Here is a 23,160-nt window from a genome sequence, read left to right as displayed (position 1 = left end):
TTTTATTTTATAACTTCCTATAATATATATTATGTTAACTAGAATCAAGTAAATAATATATGTAGATAATTTCTGTACTTATACTCTTCTTTTCCTGTTTCCTTTGATGTGAAAACCAAGGACATGCTGTGAACTTCATCAGATCTCACACATGCCCTTGTCTTGCTTTTGCTATTCCACCTCTAAAATGATCACATTCACTGAATTGGCATGTAATGTAACCACAGTATGATTATCTTGCCATTTAATCTCTTTTTCCTTTGGAACAACTTGTTCTGCGTTCTTTTTATTTACATTCGGTGTATGCACGATCGATTCTTCTCCTGTAACGGTGATCATGCTTGCAGTTTTACTCACATTTAAATTTTTCAAGGCAACTTCTGTTGTTTTTTCAAACGGATCGGCATTCACAAGCTTCACATATACATAGTTATCGTCCTTCGTTACCGAGTTGAAAATTTCACGATTATAAGCTTCTAGCTTGTAATCTAATGTTTTACTCGTGAATGATCCATCAGTGTAAGAGCAAATAAGTCGATCACCATTATCTCCACCATAATTAACGGAGATAGTATAAGGATTATTGTCTAATAGTGGCTCATAACAGCTTGCTCGCAAATTACCTGCTGCTGTACTGGAAGAATAATCTCCTAGCATATAACCCTCTATTCCTTGTTTATGCACCTTCACCCCAGTTGCATTTCCATCATATCCAATCGCGTATTCGATTACATCTTTCTTATCTGGTGAAATATCTGTTAAACCAACACCGACATAAAAACCGTCATTGCCACTTATCTTTGTTGCATTTACTTCTACTTTATAATTGCTCCAGTTTTTGTTCATTAAATATAATCCATTTAATCCATCTGTTTGTGCTTTTAATACTAAACCATGTTCTGGATCTAATTCATATCCATGGGAGCCTGGTATTACCTTCCAATTAGAATCTAGTTCTTTAGTGAAATCCTGTTCGAATAATATGTTTCCACTATGATTGTCAATTACCTTCACTGCCCTAACCTGGATTTCCGCATCTCCCGTAGCAATTTCAATTCCACCATGTGGAGCGATTTTAGTTAATGTACCATTGTTATAGGCGGAAAATGATGTGTCTAACACTTTGGATCCTAGGTATTTTGCGAAGAGCTTTTGGACATAGTAATTTGGTGTGAACCAAACATCTTCATCATCGAACCAGATTAAATCAGGTGTCCACCTATAAGTACCGTCTGTTAACACTTTATTAAATAAAGGTGCATAAGCGACTAATCTCACAATATCTGCATTATTCTCAAAACCTGTCATGATCGCTGCTTCTGCCACAGCTCCTGCTAACGTATTTTTGTCAGTAGAAGCAAACTCTCCAACAAACACTTTAGAGGTTTCTCGCTCATCAAGATTTCCGTCAGATTGATAGGCACGATAATAATAATTGTATCTATCAACATTGTTTAATAAATATTCATTGGAACGATAATAGTGTTCATCCGCAATGGTATCCATATAGTTAGCCTGCTTGTTATACCAAGTAACTTTTTCCTCCAGTGTCTTTTGTCCATCCGTAAATTGCACATTGGCTGTACCTGTAAGATTTCCACTTAAAAACTTCCAGCCTTCTTGGTAAGCATCGTCATCAGCTTGAGCACCAACAGTAGAAATTATGTGTAATTCATACCCAGGATAATGCTTATCCATATATGAATCAATCTCTGTCTTAAAGTATTCAAAGTTTGCAAAAAACTCTGTTCCCCAGTTTTCATTACCAACACCTAAGTAGTGCAAATCAAAAGGTGCTTCATGCCCCATTTCTTTACGTAGTTTTGCCCATTCATTATGATCAAAATCTGTATTGATCGCAAAATCAATTAAATCAGTAAAGCTTTTCACATAATAATCTCTTAATTCTCCACCAGCAGGGTTGACATAATCTGAGCGTGCTTGACAGAGTACACCACAGGCCATAACAGGCAGTGGGGTAGCATCTAAGTCTTCCGCTAATTGGAAATATTCCATATAGCCAAGCCCCATTGTCATCATATAACCCCAAACATTGAAGTTTTCCTTCCGCAATTCAATCGCACCAACAGAGTCCTTCCATTCGTAGACATTTTCCCAGATAAATGATCCTTCTGAAATACAGCCACCAGGGAAGCGAAGGAATTTCGGATGTAGATCTACTAATGCTTGAACTAAATCCTTGCGTAGTCGATAGTTAGGATTTGCTTTATAATTAATGTGAGCAGTTTGTGAACTTTGTTCTTCCGCTGCTCCCCAAACATCTCTCGGCATTAAGGAAACCATATCAATAGATACTTCCCCATCAAAGGTTAATGAAAGTTGTCCAAGAATGGTTTTAGAACCAGTTAGGACAAGCTCTGAATCGATTCCATATTTCTTCCATTTATTATTCCCTGACACTGTAACCGTAATTTTGTCACTTATAGGCTCACTAGAATCATCCTGTAGCTGTACGGTAATGTTTGCTGTCTTTTTCGCCTTTGCCCATATGGTGAAATCATATAAATCACCTTGTCTAATCGACATCGCACAAGCGTGATTAGAATCGGTAAATCCTTTGTTTTTAATAGTTGTTTCATTTGGTACGGTAATATAATAGGAATTAATATCTTTATCGTCTATCCCAAAAAATTCATTCAAACCACCAGTATTTTTGACTTCTACTTTGTCTATATCACCAAACCATGCATGTAAGGGGACATGATTTCTACCTGTAGAACATCCACAGGCTCCTGAATGATGAGAATAAGTATCGAATTCAAATGATTCGAATGATCGGTTCTGAACAAGCTCTGCATAAATCCCCCCATCTGCGGCATTATTAATATCTTCATAGAACAAACCATACATGATGTCACTTACATCTAACAATTCATTATCTCCCTCAATAGTTAGATGATGGGACGGAACCCCCTCTGGTAAAACGGTTAACGTAAATTGCTTTTCGGTTGTACTATCTTTTTTGCTTAAGGTTGCAGTAAGTGTTACACCTTTTGGCTCAGCTACATTCCCTACTGTCCCTTGATTAGATAATGCATCCATATCACTGGATCGCCACGTGACTGCTACCTTCCCACCCATTAAAGACGAAGGTAACGAAACATCCCGAGACACAACAGTGATCGGAAAAGACAAATATTTATCCTTAGCTAGTTCTATTATTTCCTTATCAGTTAGAGATTCACACATAACTTCAATCACTTCATCTTCGGTTAATCCAGCCTCATAAATGCGAAAATCTGCTAGAGCACCATGGAAATCGGAATCAGGGACGTGCTGTGATCTGCCGATATAATTATTGCTGTAATTCTTTTCTTCAGAAAATGTCTCAAACCAATTTCGCAGTTGTTTATAAGCACCACTTGAGGTCTGACTGATCGAACCATCTGCTACGATTTCACCATTGACATAAATAACTGGACCAGCACTACTTAGGGTGCCACCTTCTGTTCCTTTGACTGACATAGCAACATGGATCCACTCTCCTAGTGAACATGTTTTTCCAGCATCTGCAAAGAGATCAGAGCCTGAGAAGCAAACACCTCTTAAGTTCCTAGATAAAAATATGTATGGCCCATCTGGCCCTTTACCAAAATCAAAAATTCGTTCCCAAACATCTGTCCCTTTTTTCAAGTAAATCCAGCTACTAATGGTAATTCCAGTACGATCACTGATGTTTTTAAATAATCCAGAAGGCAGTTTTAAATAGGAGCTACCATTCTTTCCACCAGAAAATGTTGCCGCTTTCCTTTCAGCCATCACTTCAATCTTTGGTTTTACTTCCCCTTCTGTTATTGCATCATAGTCGTTCCCTGAACTATCTTTTCCAACACAGTCTGGATCATCGAAAAGATAATGTGCAATGATGAGATCCTTAGGTGAATAATTCTTATCGTTCATTGTTCCCCCTCATTTCTATCTGTAATATAAGTACAACTTTAAACAGTAAACCAATATTTTTTAACATGTACTGACAACTATTATAATATGAAATAAATATTTTACAAATTATTTCGCTGACATTTGTACATTTATGTCAAATATTTTTTAGAGCTTCCCTCTACTCATTGAGCTTCACCTATCTGTATCACGCTTTAAAGTATACGTATAACTTTACGAATAAGTGTTATTTGCACGGATAATTACAGTTGAAATGAAATAAGAAAAAGCAGGTCAACTAGGCTACATTTTTGTAACACCTAAACTGATCTGCTTACCCCTTAAGTTTATTTTCTTGTTTCTGCAAACTTCTTAATTCTATCCCCTATTTCATCTCGAACTCTTTGAAATACTTGCCACTTTTCCTCTTCCGTTCCGGTTGCATTCGCAGGGTCATCGAACCCCCAGTGCTCCCGTTTTACGCTTTGCGGAGTTATGGGACACTTGTCGGCTGCATCTCCGCAAAGTGTTACAGCCAGCGTTGATTCATTAAGAATTTCAGATGAGATGATCTCAGACTGTTGATTAGAAATATCAATGCCGACTTCCTTCATTGCACGCACTGCGTTTGGATTCAATCCATGTGCTTCAATCCCCGCACTATAAACTTCCCAATCATCACCTAAGTATTTTTTTGCCCATCCTTCTGCCATTTGGCTTCGACATGAATTTCCAGTACATAAGAAGTAGACTATTTTTTTTGCCATCTTTTATCTTCCTTTCTTTGATCATTTGGTTAAAAAACTACTAGTGTCAGATAGAGACCGAGTAATGTTATAAATAATATTGGAATCGTTAATATAATCCCTGTTTTAAAATAGGTTCCCCACGATATTTTTACCCCTTTTTGGGATAACACATGAAGCCATAATAAGGTTGCTAGGGAACCAATTGGTGTGATCTTCGGGCCAAGATCAGAGCCGATAACATTCGCATAAATCAATGCTTCTCTCATAACCCCCGATGTATTGGTTTCCGCAATAGCGATCGCATCAATCATGACAGTTGGCATATTATTCATGATGGATGACAGTATAGCAGCAATGAACCCCATGGAGATTGTCGCTATAAATAAACCTTGCTCTGCACTTTCTTGAATGGTTTTTGCCAATAAATCTGTTAATCCTGCGTTCCGTAATCCGAATACGACTACGTACATTCCAATGGAAAAGAAAACAATTTCCCACGGTGCCCCTTTAATAACAGATGTCGTATGAACCGCTTTACTATTTTTTGCCATCCACAGGAAGAATATAGCGATTAGACCCGCTACAATAGAAACAGGCATTCCAATAAACTCACTCAAAAAATAACCTATTAATAAAACCACTAATACATACCATGACAAATAGAACATCTTCAGATCCTTTATAGCATCAGAAGGTTGCTTTAACTGGGTTACATTATATTGTCTAGGAATGCTCTTCTTAAAATAAACAAATAATACCGCAATGGTTGCAATTAATGAAAATAAGTTAGGAATAATCATTCGTGAAGCATATTCCACAAAGCCAATATTAAAAAAGTCTGCTGATACAATATTAACTAGATTACTAACAATGAGTGGTAATGATGTAGTATCGGCAATAAAACCACTTGCCATTATAAATGGAAAAACCATTTTTTCTTGAAAATTCAGATTACGAACCATTGCTAATACGATAGGTGTAAGTATCAGTGCTGCCCCATCATTAGCAAAAAATGCCGCAACGACCGCTCCTAGTAAACTGATATACACAAACATCTTCCATCCATTACCCTTTGCAGCTCTAGCCATATGTAAAGCTGCCCATTCAAAAAATCCTATTTCATCTAAAATTAAGGAAATAATAATAATGGCAACAAATGCAAGAGTGGCATTCCAAACAATACCTGTTACTTCTAGTACGTCTTGAAGGCTCACCACTCCAAATATTAAGGCAAGGAGAGCACCACCAGAGGCAGACCATCCAATGGATAATCCTTTTGGTTGCCAGATTACCAATACTAAGGTAACCAAAAATATAAGTGATGCAAATAAAACGGTCAAAGACAAAACACTTCCCCCTTTAACAACATGAAATTCTAGTTCCTTTTTTCTCTAATTCTATTAATTTATCCTTTTGACTCGGGAGCTCCTGCAGAATTTGTTCAACAAAATGAAAATAATCATTTTCTGTATTTAAGGAGTAAAAAATCCATTGCCCCCTCCTTTGTTCTTTAACAATGCCTGCATCTTTTAATTTTCGAAGATGCTGGCTAATAGACGGTTGACTCATTTGAAAAATTTCTACAAATTCGCAAACACAGCATGTATGATTTTCTAATAATTTTACTATCATTAGTCGGGTTTTATCTCCAAGTAATTTTAGAATAGTTGCCGCATTCTCAATGTTAACGGTTGTTGTAATCACTACATACACCTCCATTTCTTTTATTAATATATAATAATATGCTTATATATTGCAAGCTAAGATTTCCTAAATGCGAAAAGGAAACGTTTGTAAATATGGATATGTAAAAAGCCTGCCCTATTAAATGAGAGGGCAAGCATTGTTATCTTAATTATCTTTCACTAAACCATTTCACCAGCTTTGTCCCAACACCGACAAAGGTTTCTAATATCGCCTGTCCACCAGCGATTGATAAAATAAATATAACAGGCCATGAAAAATCCGGTATCCATATAAACGCAATCGTAATAAATATCGCACTCCAGATTCCTGCACACCAATAACAATTCAACAGATAGCCAAATTTCGATGTAGGTACTTTCTTAACATGCTCCTCCCCTTTCTCATCTGTTACTATTTCCTTTTTTAAAAATGGATTTCGAATAAATTCGGTGATCTTATCAAAAACGATTAGATGTGTTAAACGGTAACTTGCTAACAGGAGGATGAGATAAGTCAACCAGTCAATATCTATACTTTTCATACAATTCCTTTCCCATGCTAAAAATGATTATCATTAGTTTGGTGTACTAATTAGTAGTTTATACATCCATTCCCCATTATTTACTTATCACGTTAACCTATGTTATAATATTCTTCTACCCAAAAAATTTCATTCCCTTTAAATAAATTATTTTCTAAAGAAAGGAGTTGGATACGATGGCTAAAACATCAATGGTAGCAAAGCAAAAAAGACCACCAAAGTTTAAAGTGCAGGAATATACTCGCTGTGAGAAGTGCGGTCGTCCACACTCTGTTCTTCGTAAATTTAAGCTCTGTCGGATTTGCTTTCGAGAGCTAGCGTACAAAGGCCAAATCCCTGGCGTCAAAAAAGCAAGTTGGTAAAAGAGAAGAAGCCAGCCTAAAACGGTTGGCTTTTTTGTATTCTTGGAGACTATTTCTTCCATAAACTCTATGTATCTCATCTTGACATAGTTGTCCATACTATTAAAAGTTGCTACAATATTTTCGTAGATGTAGACAGGAGGTAATTCCGTTCAAAATACGTAGTATATTAAGTCTATTACTGATAATTGGTGTTATTTGGTATTTTTATGGTGATGATTATGAAAGGGCCGGCTTTCAAGGAGTTACTAGTGAGATCCAATCAGATCTCCAATCGATAAAAGAAAATCCGATTATAACAAATACGATTGATACGATAAGTACAGGAATTAAAGAATTATTCCATGAGTTTTTGCCTGAAGAGCGATCAGAAGGCCAACAAGTGGAAGAGAAACCAAATTTAGAATCCCCTTCCACTGAAATCTTTTCTATCCACAATGTAGAGCTAAAGGATAGCCGTGCAGATGTGGAAGCAGAAGCTGGTCCACCTAAGCGCTCCTCTTTAAATGAGTACGGAGTCAATTGGGTAGCCTATCACGAGAACTATCAAAACTTCTTTATGGTTGCTTATGATGATAAAAATCAAATCGTTGGATTATTTACAAACCAGGATTTGTTCACCTCATCCGAAGAAATTTCTATGAAAAGCAATCAAAAAGAAGTAATAGCAGCACTTGGTGAACCTCTAGATTCCATTGATAAAGGGCTTGTGCGTTACCAAATAAACAAAGAACAAGCATATGATGTTTTCTTATTAGATGAAAGTTATGTAACTATTTTCTATGATAAGCATGAAAACAATACGATTACAGCCATTCAAATGATTAGTAAAGATCTTGAGCAACAAAAGCAAAAATATTTTGCCGAGCCTAGTGAACAACTAAAAGAAGGCTTTGAGCTTCAATTATTTGATCTAACAAATGCTGCTCGGGTGCATCACGGACTTCCTGTTCTAGCATGGAACGAAGAGGTTCGACAAACTGCTAGAGACCATAGTACAGATATGGCTGATCATAATTATTTTAGTCATACGAATTTAGCGGGTTTATCCCCATTTGATAGAATGAAGGAGGATCATATTCGCTTTCAAATAGCCGGAGAGAACCTAGCGTCTGGTCAGCCTAGTAGTATTTTCGCACATGAAGGCTTAATGAATTCAGAAGGACATAGAGAAAATATTTTAAATAATAAATTCGAAACACTCGGTATCGGGGTTGCCTTTAATCAAGATTCCCAACCATTTTATACAGAAAATTTTGTAACGAATTAGCGATATTTCAAAAATATCGCTAATTCATATGCGTCCAATTCAGCAGTTTGTTGTAATAAACAACTGATTGGCGACTTCGAGTCCCTTAGATTACTGATCCATTTTGTCCATCTTCCATGTGAAGGCATCGTTATCTGATGTTTTATGTTGGTTGGATTAATGACAATAACGAAATCCTTCTTCTCTCCTAAGAGAAGATAACCTACTAAAGGGACAGGAACCTGGATAAAGTGAACTCTCTCCTTTATCTCCTTAGCTGTCTGTAATCGAAAATGATCGTGCTGTTTACGTAATTGAATTAGCTTCCGTATCCATTGAATATTCTCGTCTTCCCTTCCCCGCTTTCTCCACTCCATTTGGTTAACCTTATCTCCAGATAGATAACTATTTTCATCACCATTTTTCGATCGGAAGAATTCTTGACCTGCGTGTAGAAAAGGAACACCTTGGCTTAATAACACTAAACCAGTCGCAAGCTGATGCATCTTCCTTCTATCCTCTTCACTTATTGTTGGATTCGATAACTGTAATTTGTCTAGTAATGTATGGTTATCATGACACTCCACATAGTTGACAGATTGAAGTGGACAGGAAAACATGGGTGTATGAAATCGATGATCACACGAGGCGGTAATTAGTGCCGGGAGGAAAGATTCGTTTCTTCCTTCTCCATTTACATAACCTGTACTGGTACTGTAAAAGGTATTTCCCTTTATTTGGTCTCTAAAATGATCATTGAAATAACTCACTTCTGGTAGCTGATCTGCTTTTTTTAACGTGGATAGCTGTGATTTATCCAATGCCGTGTCAAGCTCCCATCCTTCTCCTAAAAGTAGGATGGGTCTATTTTCTTGACTACATCTCGACTGAATCTGTTTCATTGTTTCTAAATCCACTAATCCCATTAAATCGAAACGAAAACCATCCACAAGATATTCCTTTAACCAGAAATCTACGACATCAAGAATGAATTTTCTCGCCATTTTTCTCTCTGTTGCGAGGTCATTGCCAGTTCCACTCCCATTGCTTACTGAACCATTCTCATGAAAACGAAAATAATATTCTGGAACGAGTTTCTCAAAAGTAGAGTTCTCATACTGGAAAACATGATTAAAGACTACATCGATAATAACGGACATTCCCGCTTCATGGATCGATTGGATCATTTGCTTACATTCTATTATTCGAGTTATCGGATTAGATAGATTACTTGCATAGCTTCCCTCCGGCACAAAATAAAATAATGGATCATATCCCCAATTATAATCCTTTTCTGGTTCGGTTTCGTCCACCCGTGCAAAATCCATAATTGGCAAGAGCTGAAGGTGCGTGATACCTAATTCCTTTAAATAAGCTAATCCTGTTGAATAACCTTCTGCATTTCGCGAATGCCGTTCCGTAAAACTAAGAAATTTCCCTTTATTTTTTATCCCACTTTCAGAACACATCGACAAATCCCGAACATGAACCTCATAAATGATAGCCTTATCCTTTGTAATTTTCGGATAAGTTATTTCCCTGAAATGAACTGGATCTGTCTTTGCCATATCCACCACTACGCTAGCATTGCTATTTGCTGTAAGACCTCTTGCATAAGGGTCATTTATGATTCTCTCTTTTCCGGCAATGGTTACAGCAAATTGATAGATGTTCCCATGTAAGTCCCCAGGTAACCAGATATCCCATACTCCCTTATCGTTTCTCCTCATTAGGCGTCTTTCACCTTCCATTATTATTTCTATATTGGATGCGGTTGGTGCCCATAATGTAAAAGCTGTCCCATCCTTTTTATAAAGAGGGCCAAGTGTTGTCTCACTAGCTGTATACTTATTTTCAAACCATGTAGTACGAACAATGTTTCGAGGAAAGATTGGATACTTCTTGTTCTGAATAGCTACAAATGCCTCTTGAATAAGGGAAATGTTATCCACTAAATAAACGAATAATTGGTCCTCTCCTACTTTGACGACATCTTTTATTGGCATAAATTGGTTAGAGATAAATATACTTAGTGATGGGCTGATCAAATCATAATCTTTCATTCCTTCGAGTGTTATTTTATTGATATCATCTATCCAAGCAGCTATATTCATCTTACATTCCCTTTCTGTTTAGCTATTAATTTTTTGTAAAAGAACCTTACGTAAGGTTATATAAAATGGAACTAATCATAGATTAAGAAAAGACTCTACCTGAATTATATACAAGAATATGGATGTTTGACTGGAAAGGAGTTAATATGACTAAGCAAATCTCTGAAGAGGATGTTTACCTTTTTCATCAAGGTACTCATTATTTTAGTTATCAATTTCTTGGCTGCCATAGAGATGGTGTCAAAACGAGGTTTGTTGTCTGGGCTCCCCATGCTAAAAAAGTAGAATTAGCTGGTGATTTTAACGATTGGTCTGGAAAAGGTTATGCCCTAACTAAGCTTGATAATGCAGAACTCTGGTACGGAAGCTTCTCAGATATACAGGAAAATACTCGATACAAATATCGGATAACTGCACCAAACGGCGATACATTTTTAAAGGCAGACCCCTATGCCTTCCGAGCAGAGCTTCGACCTTTAACCGCATCTGTAATCCCTTCTTGGAAACAGTATATGTGGGGAGATCAAGAATGGGAATTGCTTAAAGCAGAAAGCGATCCTTATCATTCACCACTTTTGATCTATGAGCTTCATGCGGGCTCGTGGAAAAGAGATGATCAAAATCTACCTATATCCTATCGTGTATTAGCATCACAATTAATCCCATATGTTAAAGAGTTGGGCTATACCCACATTGAATTATTACCCTTGGCTGAACACCCACTTGATGCGTCATGGGGCTATCAAATTACGAGTTATTATGCCCCAACATCTCGCCATGGATCCATAAATGATTTAAAATATTTCATCGACCAATGCCACCAGCATCAGATCGGGGTGATCATCGATTGGGTTCCAGGGCATTTTTGTAAGGATGATCACGGACTTAGACAATTCGATGGGGAAGCATTATATGAATATAAGGATCCAAAAAAAGTGGAAAAACCACTATGGGGAACCCTCACCTTTGACTATGGAAAGCCTGAGGTTCAAAGCTTTTTAATTTCCAATGCAATTTATTGGTTAAAAGAATTTCATGTTGATGGTCTAAGGGTAGATGCTGTTGCAAGTATGACTTCACTGAATTTTGATCGCCCTGACTCAGAAGAAAAACTTGTCAACAGCTTTGGTAATGAACTAAATTTAGAAGCTATCGCCTTTTTACAAAAATTAAATGAGGTTGTATTCCACTATTTTCCTAAGGCACTGATGATGGCAGAAGATAGTTCAGATCTCCCTCTTATCACTCACCCTACCTCTAAGGGTGGGATTGGCTTTAATTTTAAATGGAATATGGGTTGGATGAATGACTTACTAAAATACATGGAGCTAGATCCCATTTATCGAAAGTGGCACCACCAGCTACTAACCTTTTCAATGATGTACCATTATAGTGAAAACTTTGTTCTTCCACTATCTCATGACGAAGTCGTACACGGAAAAAAGTCATTATTAAATAAAATGCCTGGAGATCAGTGGCAGCAATTTGCAAATTTACGGCTATTATATGGTTATATGATGGTACATCCAGGAAAGAAGCTGCTCTTTATGGGTGGAGAATTTGGACAATATATAGAATGGCGCTTTCAGCAAGCGTTAGATTGGCATTTATTCGATTATCCCCTTCACCATGCCCTCTTTCATTATTTAACTGAATTACATAAATTTTATCACCATCAACCATCTCTTTATCAATTAGACTATCATCCATCAGGTTTTCAATGGATTGATCCTGATAATCATGAACAGAGTATTCTCATTTTTATTCGTAAAGCTCTTGATTTAGAGAACCATTTATTAATTGTTTGTAATTTCACACCAGTGGTCTACTATGATTTTAACATCGGTGTTCCCACTCCTGGAACCTATCGAGAGTTATTTAATTCTGATGCGGCCTGCTATGGTGGTTCAGATCAAAGCAATACTGAGATCCATTTTAGTTTTCCAGAGGGATGGCACGGCCAAGATCAACATATAAAAATAAAGGTTCCACCACTTGCGATTTGTATTTTCCAACAAGTACTGGAATCCACAGAGGAGGAACTGGAATGAAAAAAGAATGTGTCACAATGCTCTTAGCAGGAGGAGCTGGTACGAGATTAGGCATGTTAACGAAAAATTTAGCAAAACCAGCTGTCCCTTTTGGTGGAAGATATCGGATTATTGATTTCGCCTTAAGTAATTGCTTGAATTCAGGCATGAACACAGTAGGAGTAGTTACACAGTATTCTCCTCTCGTATTACACCGACATATTGGAGTGGGAAAGGCTTGGGGGTTAGATCGATTAGAGGACGGATTAACTATACTTTCCCCTTTTACAACCTGTGATGGAGGATGTTGGTATCTCGGGACAGCAGATGCTATTTTTAAAAATTGTCATTTTATTGACCAGTATCACCCTGATTATGTTTTAATTCTATCTGGTGATCATATCTACCAAATGGATTACAACCAGATATTAGCACAACATAAGGAAACGGAGGCAGATGTAACGATTGCTACTATGGAAGTACCATGGGAGGAAACCTCTCGATTCGGCATTTTAAATACAACGAAAAATTTAAGAATCTACGAATTCGAAGAAAAGCCTTCTCAAGCAAAAAATAACCTTGCCTCTATGGGAATTTACGTCTTTAATTGGGAGGTTTTGAAGCTTTTCTTAGAAAAGGATGCAACAAAGGATCATTCGGATCATGATTTTGGGAAGGATATTATCCCTGCCATGCTTGCAGATGAGCTTCATTTGTATGCTTACGTATTCGAAGGATATTGGAAGGACGTTGGTACTATCCAAAGCTATTGGGAGGCACATATGGATTTATTAAATCCTAACAGTACAACACTACTCGAGCATGGTAAATGGAAAAATTATTCCCGTGATTCCTATCTTGCTCCTCAATTAATTGGTGAAAATGCCGTTATTCGTCATTCCTTAATTAGTAATGGTTGTATCGTTGATGGGACTGTGGAGGAATCTGTTCTCTTTGAGAAGGTGCAAATTCATCAACATGCGATTATCCATCAATCCATTCTACATCCAAATGCTCAGATCGGGGAGCATGTCCTATTAGATCGTGTTATTGTTCAAGAAAATGTGACGATCCCTGATCATACCAAGATTGCAGCGAATGAAGAAGAAGAACCAATTGTCGTATCTAACGAAAATATAAACTCCATTCTATTAATGAGGTGATATTAGTGGCATCTATGATTGGATTAATCAATTTAGAACACGAAAATGATCAATTTAAAGAATTAACCTATCATCGTCCCATAGCTTCTATCCCATTTGCTGGTAGATACCGTTTGATAGATTTTACATTGTCTAATATGGTTCAATCTCAAATTCACGAGGTTGCTATTTTTACTCAGAATAAATATCGTTCCCTTATAGGACACTTAGGTTCAGGTGCTGATTGGGAATTAAATAAAACACATGGCGGTTTATTCCTCTTCCCTCCTCAAGCGCATCATTCTACAAACATTTCCCAAGGGGATGTAGGTCATTTTTATTATAATCGAGATTTCTTTGAAAACAGCTCTGCAGAATATGTGCTAATTAGTGGCAGTCAATTTGTAGCCAATTTGAATTATTTACCACTGTTCCATTACCACCTAGAAACCGGTGCTGATGTTACATTACTAACTACCCAACACGACATAATACAAGAGCTTAAGAACTGCTTGAAGTTAGTACTGGACAAAAACAATAAGGTAATTGCGATTACGAATGATAAACAGAATCAAGAAACCTTTTGTGGTGTTTATCTATTACATAAATCTCTGTTGTTAGAGCTTGTAGATGAATGTGTCGCTAATCATAAAAGCTATTTCTTCTGGGATGGTATTAGAGCGAATCTAGAAAAGTTACATATAGCAGCCTATCATTACGATGGTTATCATTCGATTATCCATGATGTTGCTGGCTATTTTAGACAAAGCATGAAGCTAATTAAACCCGAAAACTATAGACAGCTTTTCCGAAACTATCCACCTGTTTTTACAAAAGTAAGTAACCACCCTCCAACAAGATATCAGCATACAGCTATTGTTAAAGATTCACTTATTGCAACTGGGGCACTTATTGAAGGTACTGTCGAAAATAGTATCCTTTTTCGTGGGGTGAAAGTGAAGAAGGGTGCCGTTGTAAGAAACTCGATTATTATGCAAGATGGCGAGATTTCCGCCGATAGTCAGCTGGAAAATGTCATTCTTGATAAACAAGTAGTCATAACAAAGAATCAGATGCTAAAAGGTTCGATAAAGCATCCTTATATCATCGAAAAGAAATCTATTATTTGAGGAGTGCTGAAACCATGGAGAAAAAAATTTTGTTTGTCGCTTCTGAATGTACCCCCTTTGTCAAAACTGGTGGCTTAGCAGATGTTATTGGTTCCTTACCACAAGCGTTAAACCAGCTTCCAACGATAGAAACAAGCGTCATTCTCCCCTATTATGAACCCGTTATGAAACCATGGATGAATAAATTAGAAGAATTATTCACCATTCCCATAGAGGTCGGTTGGAGAAAGCATTCGTTCACACTATATCAATTAGTGCATAAAAATGTTCGCTATTACTTTATAAAAAATCATTATTACTTCTATCGTGATGAGATTTATGGTTATGAAGATGATGGAGAACGCTTTATTTTTTTTAGTCAAGCTGTCTCGGAAGCTCTAACTTGGATTGATTTTAAGCCAGACATCGTTCATGCTCATGACTGGCAAACAGGTTTAGTGATGGCATTTTTGAAAATTCTCTATCCCAAATCAGATTATAACACCGTCTTTACCATTCACAATTTAAAATACCAAGGAGTAGTACTGAAAAAGTATTTTTCTGATCTATTTCAAATCAGCCGGGAGCATATTGGTGGTATGGAATGGAATGGTCATATTAATTGCATGAAAGCAGGAATTTTTCATGCAGATAAAATAACTACGGTTAGCCCAACCTATGCAGAAGAAATCAAAACAGCCTATTTTGGAGAAGGCCTTGCTCCATTACTTAAAGGAAGACAAAGGGATTTGTACGGTATCCTAAATGGTATTGATATAAACGAATACAATCCTGCAAAAGACCTTTTTCTTTATCGGAATTATACGAATGAACGTGAGCGAAAAAAAGAAAATAAAATATTTCTCCAAAAAAAATTGGGCCTACCTGAAAATGGTAATGTACCTATGTATATATTGATATCTAGACTAGTTGAGCAAAAAGGACTTCACTTGCTACAAGCTATTATAGATAAGTTCTTACAAGAAGATGTTCAATTTGTCCTACTTGGTACAGGAGATTATTTATTTGAAGATTTTTTTTACCATGCTGCAGAACGTAATAAGGATAAAATGGTTTGTTTTTTGGGGTTTGAAGAGAAATTAGCAAGGGAGATGTATGCTGCAAGCGATTTTTTTGTCATGCCATCCAAATTTGAACCATGCGGTCTCACACAAATGATTGCACTTCATTATAAAGTTGTTCCAATTGTCAGAGAAACCGGTGGATTACAGGATTCGGTTCTCCCTTTTAATGAATACACATTAGAAGGCACTGGTTTTAGCTTTGCGAATTACAATGCACATGACCTCTTACATGTTTTAAGATATTCCTTATCTGTCTATGAAGATGAGCATAAGTGGAATAGCCTATTACGTAATGTTGAAACCTGTGACTTCAGCTGGGAAGCATCTGCTAAAAAATATGATGCATTATACGATGAGATCATGATTTCGGAGGGGATTTGAACATGATGGAATGGGACGTAAAACAGCTAAGAGAAAAGATCCAAACAACAATAAGCGAGAACCATTCTGACCAAAACAGCCCCATTTCTGTACCTAAAGTGTATGAAGCTATTTGTCAAATCTTAATGGAACTAATCGAAAAAGATTGGTCTCGTACTAATCAAAAATACGATGAAACGAAGCCAAAGCAAGTCTTTTATTTCTCGATGGAATTCCTACTTGGACGTCTTTTACAAAGTTATTTATTAAATTACCAGTTACTCAACACGTGTAACCAAGCAATAAAGGAACTCGGCTTTGATCCTGAAGAGATCTATTATTGCGAACAGGATCCCGGTCTTGGTAACGGAGGTCTTGGAAGGCTGGCAGCATGTTTTCTCGATTCCACCGCCTCACTCTCGTACCCAGGTCATGGTTATGGCATCCGTTTTCGCTATGGGTTATTTGAACAACGTATTATTAATGGCTATCAAACAGAGTTACCAGACTATTGGCTGAAGGATCGCTATCCTTGGGAAATACGACGAGCAGATGAAGCGGTGACTATTCAGCTTGCCGGACATTGTTACTTAAAGGAACGTGAGGATGGCTCTCTGATTTGTCTATATGAAAATCAAGAAAAGATAATGGCCGTCCCCTACGATATACCGATTGTAGGCTATGATAACCAAACCATCAATACACTTAGACTTTGGAGTGCGGAACCAATAGCAGACATAGAGGAACAAGAAGAGGATCAATACTATCATCAATTAGAGCAGGAGCATTCCTCCTGGCAGATCTCTGGGTTTCTTTATCCAGATGACTCTCACTACGAAGGAAAACAGCTTCGGTTGAAACAGCAATACTTTCTCGTTTCTGCAAGTCTACAGGATATTCTAAGAAAATATTCATCTATTTCCTCCGCTACATTGCCAAAGAAGCTAGTCATTCAAATTAATGACACGCATCCCAGTCTAGCCATTCCAGAATTGCTGCGAATATTATTAGATGAAAAAAGATTAGAATGGGAGGATGCTTGGGAAATCACGCGAAAGATTTTTGCTTATACCAATCATACGCTCATGTCTGAAGCACTGGAGACTTGGCCGGTTGATATGTTTCGAGAGCTATTACCTCGTATTTATATGTTAATAGAAGAAATTAATGAACGGTTTTGTCAGGATATTTGGTTGAACCAACCTCATCTAAGACAAAAAATCCCATCACTTGCCATCATAGCAGATCATCAAATTCATATGGCTCGACTTGCTGTTGTTGGTAGCTTTAGTGTGAATGGTGTGGCAAAAATTCATTCAGAAATTTTAAAAACAAGGGAAATGAAAGACTTTTATCATTTATATCCTAAAAGGTTCAATAACAAAACAAATGGTATTTCTCATCGTCGTTGGCTCGTTATGGTAAATCCAAGACTGACTCATTTGATTTCCGATACGATTGGAACGAGCTGGGTAAGACATCCAAGGGAATTAACTCATCTGTTACGCTATACAAAAGATACTTTCTTTTTAGAACAATTACACTCGATCAAACAAGAGAATAAACGGAAATTGGCGGCAATTATCCATCAGAGGACAGGAATATTAGTAGATGATCAGTCAATATTTGATGTTCAAATTAAGCGAATGCATGAATATAAGAGACAGCTATTAAATGTTTTTCATATCCTATACTTATACAATGAATTAAAACAAAACCCAAAACTAGATATCACCCCTCGAACCTTTATCTTTGCAGCAAAAGCTGCGCCTAATTATTACTTCGCCAAAGAAGTAATCAAACTAATTCATACGGTGGCTTCTATCGTTAATTATGACCACACCATACACGGTAAATTAAAAGTGGTTTTTTTAGAGAATTATAATGTTAGCCTTGCCGAAAAGATCATACCTGCTACGGATTTGAGTGAACAAATATCTACTGCAGGAAAAGAAGCGTCAGGAACAGGTAATATGAAAATGATGATGAATGGCGCTCTAACGATAGGTACATTAGATGGTGCGAATATTGAAATGAAAAATGTAGTGCAGAAAGAGAATATGTTTATTTTCGGATTGAAAGCAGATGAAGTCTACCACATCTATCAGAATAACGACTACTTTGCTAATGAAGTCTATCAAAATGATGAAAGATTAGTGCGAATTTTACATCAATTACGTGACGGCTTATTTGGCCATCAGGAATGTAAAAACATATATTACCATCTCCTTTCCACGAACGATCCATTTTTCATTTTGAAAGACTTTTCAGATTATGTCGAGACACAGCAATTAGTAGATCATTCCTATACAGAAAAACAAAGATGGTTAGCAAAAAGCTTGATTAATATCGCTCATTCAGGTAAATTTTCAAGCGACCAGACGATTCAAGAATATGCAACTGGTATCTGGAAATTGAGAAAGGGATAACGTTTGTAAGAGCTGACTACCTAACTTAAGACCCGGAACTTCCTACAAATCATAGGGAGATCCGGGATGTTCCGTATGGAATAATGATTCAGCCACTCTTAGCTAACGACCTTTAAACTGATCACTGTAAGGATCATTCCGATAATACAACAAATGCGGAGAAAATTTTTAGGCTCATGAATGAAAATAATTCCAATGATTGCTGAACCAAGTGTACCAATTCCTGTCCAAATTGCGTATGCAGTCGATAACTGGATCTCCTGTAAAGCCATAGATAAATATTGAAAACTAATAATAAAACTACCAATTAGCCTCACATTGTTCCAGAAGTTATTTTTTTCTGATACTTTCTTTACCCCAATAACTCCTATCACTTCAAATAAGCCTGCAATAATCAAAAAACTCTTTGTCTAATATACTGAAATATATTTTTCCAACTATCGTTTTGTTCAATCACCGATAGATGCTTAAATAGCCGCAATTCCTTAGTAACAAGTGCTAGTTGTTCCTCAAATACATCTTCCCATTTTTCTGATTTAAGATTGTTTCTATTTGATTTAATTGAAAATTTAGTTCCTTTTATGCAATAATTCGCTGTAATGTGATAATATCTTTTTTTGAGTAATAACGATATCCTGATTCCGAGATATAAGATGGCTTCAACAAATTAATTTCATCATAATACCTTAATGTTCGAACCGTACTATTCATTTCTTTTGCAATCTTTCCGATACTATACATTGCGAGCCTTCTTCCCTACTATCATAAGCCTAACGTAAGCGTAAGAGTCAACAAAAAAGAGCATTACTAATGATGATAGTAATGCTCGATTCATTCTCTTTTATAAGGAAAGGACGTCCTTTACTTGCAAAATAGGAAGTTGTTCACTCATATAAAAGGTAATAAGCAGTGTTGCTAATAAGAAGATAACAAAATAAGTATCATACCTCGTAAACCCTATTTGATAATAAAAGGTTCTGTCTCTATTACCTGTAAATTGTTTAGCTTCCATTGCAATTGCAATCCGATATGCTCTGCGTATACTTTGTGCAAGGACTGGAATGGTAAAAAGCTGAATCTTTTGATAAAAACCATGAATTCCTTTCTTATATTCCATGCCACGAATCTTTAATCCTTTTTTAAGATGACTAAACTCTTCCGCGATCATCGGTAACAAGCGGATCGCTGTCATAAAACTGTAGGCAATCTTCGGAGGGAGCTTCAACTGCTGCATCATGGAATAAAACATCGATACAGGTCTTGTGGTTAAAGCAAATAATAGCCCTAATAACCCGAAAACGATACTCCTCATTCCTAAATGAATACCTCGATAGAAGCTTTCTTCTGTTACATGGATAACACCATATTGAAACAATGTCGTCTGCCCTTCCCCAAATAACATCATTGTAATAGTAGAGGAAAGAAAAATGATGAGGAATGGAGATGCAAAAAGCAGTAATAACACAAAGGGATAGCCTGTCAAAAGAAAATATACCAATAATAACCCTATACAAGTATAAAACAAGATATTCGGATTATGAATCAGCAGAAGGCCAATAAATAATCCTACAAAAATAATAAATTTCATACTTGGATTAATGTGATGGAGGAATGTTTTTTTATAGGATAATTCGATCGCCAACCTGTCCTACCTCCTCTTCTTCCCTAAGATTCACTATATCCCTTATATGTATTATTTTCCCTTGTTTGATTTGCCACACAATGGTTGCGTGTAATTCAGTGATCATCGGATCGTGCGTCACCATCACAATCGTCATCCCTTCTTTCCACAATCGAGTCAACTTTTCTAAAATTCTAAAAGTATTTCGAGCATCCTGACCAAAGGTTGGTTCGTCTAATAGAAGCATGTCAGGTGACGTTATCGTAACAGTTGCAAGACTTAGTCTTTTCATCTGACCAGTTGAAAGCTGGAAGGGATGCTTATGAATTTCGTTCAAGAGATGGAAATCCTTTAATTGAGCTTCAATTTTTTTCTTATTTTCTTCTTCAGAGAGTTTCTCTTTACGTAGAGAAAAGGCTAATTCTTCGTAAACCGTATTTTCTACAAATTGCAATTCAGGGTTTTGAAACACATAGCCGATTCGTTGGTATAAATCACTATGATTTTTCACAAGTGGATAGTCTATTTTTCCGTTCGTCTTAATTAGCTTCATAATAGCCTGCAACAATGTACTCTTTCCTGCACCATTCTCTCCTGTAACAGAAATCCAATCCCCTTTCTTTATTTCTACATTCGAAACTTCTATTTCGGGCTGTTTATGATGATAACCGATAAAATCCTCCATTTTCATTAAAGTCTCAGCTGATTGATTGATGGGTTGATTGATTTCTGTTTTAGCATGCCTATATTCGTGCCAAACGGAAGGATACCAAATGCCGAATTCCTTTAGCTTTTGCTTAGATTGTTCAAAAATGACTTTGGGAGTATCATCCATCATAATGTTCCCTTTTTCATCAAGTAAGACGACACGGTCGATAAAATCAATCACATGCTCGATTTTATGCTCAACAATGATCACGGTTTTGTCTCTAGCAACCCTTTGCATCGTTTCCCAAACCTGTGCCGTCCCTTCTAGATCAAGCATGGCAGTCGGTTCATCTAGAAATATTGTGTTTGGCTGTAATGCTAGAATGCAAGCAATTGCAAGCCTTTGTTTCATACCACCAGATAACCTTTCTATTTTAATATGGACATCTTCTAGTTCTAATCCGACCTCTACTAGGTAACGATGTAATAATTCCTTCATTTGATCATGCGGTATCCCGAGATTTTCTAACACAAAACCAAGCTCTTCATCGACATAGGGCATACAAAATTGAGAATCCGGATCTTGAAAGACAAAACCCCAGGAATTTGAGAGCTCTCGTGATGTATATTTAATGGGGATTTCCATCGATTTTGGCACCAACCCTGATAAAATTTTTAATAAAGTCGATTTTCCCGATCCTGAAGGACCAAGGATGAGTACTTTTTCCCCTTTTCGAATGGAGAGAGAGAAATCCTTAAATAAAAAGGATTCCTCTTCAGGAAATTTTACACGTAGTTTTTCGATAGCAATGGTACTCATTCTTTCACCTAATCTCCTCATCTAGCGCTTCGTAATGCTTGTTGGACAATGGTCGAACTAGTCTTGTTACTCCCGTTTTTTCTAATGCATTTACTAGGTAGTATGCAAAGATTCCTGTGATTACGATAGACCCCAATATTCTAGCAAAAACGAGCAAACTCAGATTCCATAAAGCTAATTCCGTGATATACCCATAATAAATATCGAGCCATAAAGAGCCGATTGCCGCACCAACTGCAGCTAAGCACATGACCAAAATATGATAGCTTCGGTAACGGAAAATAGCGAATATAATTTCACAACCTAGCCCTTGAACGAGGCCGTATAATAATAATGAAATACCCCATTGACCACCAAATAAGAATTCTCCTTGTGCAGCAGCCAATTCTGCTAACAAAGCGACGCCAGGCTTACGAATAATTAAAAATGCAACGGTTGCCGCCATAAACCACATTCCGTACAGCAATTGATCGATATGCAAGCCTAAAACCGAAACCGCGCTATAGAGGGGTCCCCAGATTTTATATATGACACTGAAGACTAATGCAATAACAACTGTAACAAGAATATCGGTAAGTGTTAGCTTTTTAAACATATTTTCCCTCTTTTCTTCCTATTGATTGCCAGGATTCAAGTTGATAGGCCATCTCCCAGAACATAAGTTCATAACGACTACTTATGACAAAGTGCTGTTTCATTCTTTCTAGATCTGAATCTGTAACGGATAAAGCAATTTCATCTAACCGATTAATTTGTTCCTCCACTGACCGCTTGAACCACTCTCCGCCATAAGTTGAAATCCATTTTTGATAAACAGGATGATCTGGAGTACAATTCTTCAAAACCTCTCCAACCTCATAATAAAGCCAATAACACGGTAGAATAGCTGCAATCACATCCCCTAAATGCCCGTCATATGCTGCTCGATATAAATGAGAGGTGTAGGCATAAGCAGTTGGAGAAGGCTGAAATGCTTTGATCTCTTCCTCCGTAATCCCTAAAATCTCTGTAAATGATTCATGTAACGCATGTTCTGCTTCATAAGTGCTTTGGGCATGTGCGGCCATTCGGTTTGTCGTTTCAAAAGAATTTGCTTTAGCTGCACCGAGTGCTTGAACTTTTGCAAAATGGGATAAATAATAAGCATCCTGTAGGACATAGTACTTAAAGTTCTCTACCGGTAATGTTCCCTCTCCAATTCCTTGGACAAATGGATGCTGGAAGCTCTCCTGCCAAATAGGGTCTACTTCCTTTCTTAGTTTTTCTGAAAATTTCATTTTTCTTCTCCTCCCAGGAAACACAAAAACCACTATCC

At 37.0% G+C, this 23,160-nt stretch carries 18 protein-coding genes and 1 pseudogene; 7 read left to right on the top strand and 12 right to left on the bottom strand.

Annotated elements, in window-relative coordinates:
* Positions 1 to 171: 171 nt before the first annotated feature.
* The 5 genes from ACZ5R4_RS02410 to ACZ5R4_RS02390 all read right to left on the bottom strand — a co-directional run bounded on the left by ACZ5R4_RS02410 (position 172) and on the right by ACZ5R4_RS02390 (position 6,876).
* Positions 172 to 3,921 carry an alpha-L-arabinofuranosidase C-terminal domain-containing protein gene (locus ACZ5R4_RS02410; RefSeq protein ID WP_464368035.1) on the bottom strand — a complete coding sequence of 1,250 codons (3,750 nt, stop codon included), beginning with the start codon at positions 3,919 to 3,921 and terminating at the stop codon, positions 172 to 174.
* A gap of 326 nt (positions 3,922 to 4,247) precedes the next feature.
* Positions 4,248 to 4,667: an arsenate reductase (thioredoxin) gene (arsC, locus tag ACZ5R4_RS02405; RefSeq protein WP_464368034.1), complete on the bottom strand. Its 420-nt coding sequence runs from the start codon at positions 4,665 to 4,667 to the stop codon at positions 4,248 to 4,250.
* Between the two features lie 29 nt (positions 4,668 to 4,696).
* The gene (locus ACZ5R4_RS02400; protein ID WP_109984309.1) at positions 4,697 to 5,995 is read right to left on the bottom strand and encodes an arsenic transporter; all 1,299 of its coding nucleotides are present in this window, start codon (positions 5,993 to 5,995) and stop codon (positions 4,697 to 4,699) included.
* A 13-nt stretch (positions 5,996 to 6,008) separates the two neighbouring features.
* Positions 6,009 to 6,368 (bottom strand): ArsR/SmtB family transcription factor, encoded by a 360-nt coding sequence (locus ACZ5R4_RS02395; protein WP_464368033.1) that lies wholly within the window; start codon positions 6,366 to 6,368, stop codon positions 6,009 to 6,011.
* 136 nt (positions 6,369 to 6,504) lie between these two features.
* Positions 6,505 to 6,876, bottom strand: a complete 372-nt coding sequence (locus ACZ5R4_RS02390) for a DUF1360 domain-containing protein (protein ID WP_109984311.1) — start codon at positions 6,874 to 6,876, stop codon at positions 6,505 to 6,507.
* A 176-nt stretch (positions 6,877 to 7,052) separates the two neighbouring features.
* Between ACZ5R4_RS02390 and ACZ5R4_RS02385 the strand changes: the two genes are divergently transcribed.
* On the top strand, positions 7,053 to 7,238 hold the full coding sequence (locus ACZ5R4_RS02385; RefSeq protein WP_054859403.1) for a type Z 30S ribosomal protein S14: 186 nt from the start codon (positions 7,053 to 7,055) through the stop codon (positions 7,236 to 7,238).
* Between the two features lie 109 nt (positions 7,239 to 7,347).
* Entirely contained in the window at positions 7,348 to 8,508 is a 1,161-nt protein-coding gene (locus ACZ5R4_RS02380) for a CAP domain-containing protein (protein WP_464368032.1), read from the top strand.
* Here the strand turns inward: ACZ5R4_RS02380 and pulA are convergent.
* Positions 8,505 to 10,601: a type I pullulanase gene (pulA, locus tag ACZ5R4_RS02375; protein WP_464368031.1), complete on the bottom strand. Its 2,097-nt coding sequence runs from the start codon at positions 10,599 to 10,601 to the stop codon at positions 8,505 to 8,507. The two genes, ACZ5R4_RS02380 and pulA, sit on opposite strands and share 4 nt — an antisense overlap.
* A gap of 146 nt (positions 10,602 to 10,747) precedes the next feature.
* On the opposite strand from pulA, the gene glgB reads away from it, so the two are divergent.
* The 5 genes from glgB to ACZ5R4_RS02350 are packed head-to-tail and all read left to right on the top strand — an operon-like array spanning position 10,748 to position 18,756.
* Positions 10,748 to 12,652, top strand: a complete 1,905-nt coding sequence (gene glgB, locus ACZ5R4_RS02370; RefSeq protein WP_464368030.1) for a 1,4-alpha-glucan branching protein GlgB — start codon at positions 10,748 to 10,750, stop codon at positions 12,650 to 12,652.
* Positions 12,649 to 13,794, top strand: coding sequence for a glucose-1-phosphate adenylyltransferase (locus ACZ5R4_RS02365; protein ID WP_277677974.1), 1,146 nt, complete (start codon positions 12,649 to 12,651; stop codon positions 13,792 to 13,794). Before glgB ends, ACZ5R4_RS02365 begins: the two co-directional genes overlap by 4 nt.
* A 14-nt stretch (positions 13,795 to 13,808) precedes the next feature.
* Positions 13,809 to 14,903: a glucose-1-phosphate adenylyltransferase subunit GlgD gene (gene glgD, locus ACZ5R4_RS02360; RefSeq protein WP_464368463.1), complete on the top strand. Its 1,095-nt coding sequence runs from the start codon at positions 13,809 to 13,811 to the stop codon at positions 14,901 to 14,903.
* 14 nt (positions 14,904 to 14,917) lie between these two features.
* Positions 14,918 to 16,348 carry a glycogen synthase gene (locus ACZ5R4_RS02355; protein ID WP_464368029.1) on the top strand — a complete coding sequence of 477 codons (1,431 nt, stop codon included), beginning with the start codon at positions 14,918 to 14,920 and terminating at the stop codon, positions 16,346 to 16,348.
* A 2-nt stretch (positions 16,349 to 16,350) separates the two neighbouring features.
* A complete protein-coding gene (locus ACZ5R4_RS02350; RefSeq protein ID WP_464368028.1) occupies positions 16,351 to 18,756 on the top strand; it encodes a glycogen/starch/alpha-glucan phosphorylase in 2,406 nt (801 codons plus the stop codon).
* Between the two features lie 98 nt (positions 18,757 to 18,854).
* Here the strand turns inward: ACZ5R4_RS02350 and ACZ5R4_RS02345 are convergent, their stop codons facing one another.
* From ACZ5R4_RS02345 to tenA, 6 genes and pseudogenes are all read right to left on the bottom strand, one after another.
* Entirely contained in the window at positions 18,855 to 19,154 is a 300-nt protein-coding gene (locus ACZ5R4_RS02345; RefSeq protein WP_054859411.1) for an SMR family transporter, read from the bottom strand.
* Positions 19,155 to 19,338: 184 nt separating this feature from the next.
* A pseudogene (locus ACZ5R4_RS02340) lies at positions 19,339 to 19,497 on the bottom strand (MerR family DNA-binding transcriptional regulator); the annotation flags it as partial.
* A 100-nt stretch (positions 19,498 to 19,597) separates the two neighbouring features.
* Entirely contained in the window at positions 19,598 to 20,398 is an 801-nt protein-coding gene (locus ACZ5R4_RS02335) for an energy-coupling factor transporter transmembrane component T family protein (protein ID WP_109984319.1), read from the bottom strand.
* Entirely contained in the window at positions 20,376 to 21,845 is a 1,470-nt protein-coding gene (locus ACZ5R4_RS02330; RefSeq protein ID WP_464368027.1) for an ABC transporter ATP-binding protein, read from the bottom strand. The genes ACZ5R4_RS02335 and ACZ5R4_RS02330 overlap by 23 nt, the downstream gene beginning before the upstream one ends.
* 4 nt (positions 21,846 to 21,849) lie before the next feature.
* Positions 21,850 to 22,440, bottom strand: coding sequence for an ECF transporter S component (locus tag ACZ5R4_RS02325; RefSeq protein ID WP_464368026.1), 591 nt, complete (start codon positions 22,438 to 22,440; stop codon positions 21,850 to 21,852).
* Positions 22,433 to 23,122, bottom strand: a complete 690-nt coding sequence (gene tenA / locus ACZ5R4_RS02320) for a thiaminase II (RefSeq protein WP_054788453.1) — start codon at positions 23,120 to 23,122, stop codon at positions 22,433 to 22,435. The genes ACZ5R4_RS02325 and tenA overlap by 8 nt, the downstream gene beginning before the upstream one ends.
* Between the last annotated feature and the right edge of the window lie 38 nt (positions 23,123 to 23,160).

The sequence above is a fragment of the Gracilibacillus sp. JCM 18860 genome, from assembly GCF_055395245.1.
This window is presented reverse-complemented; position numbering and strand designations above follow the sequence as displayed.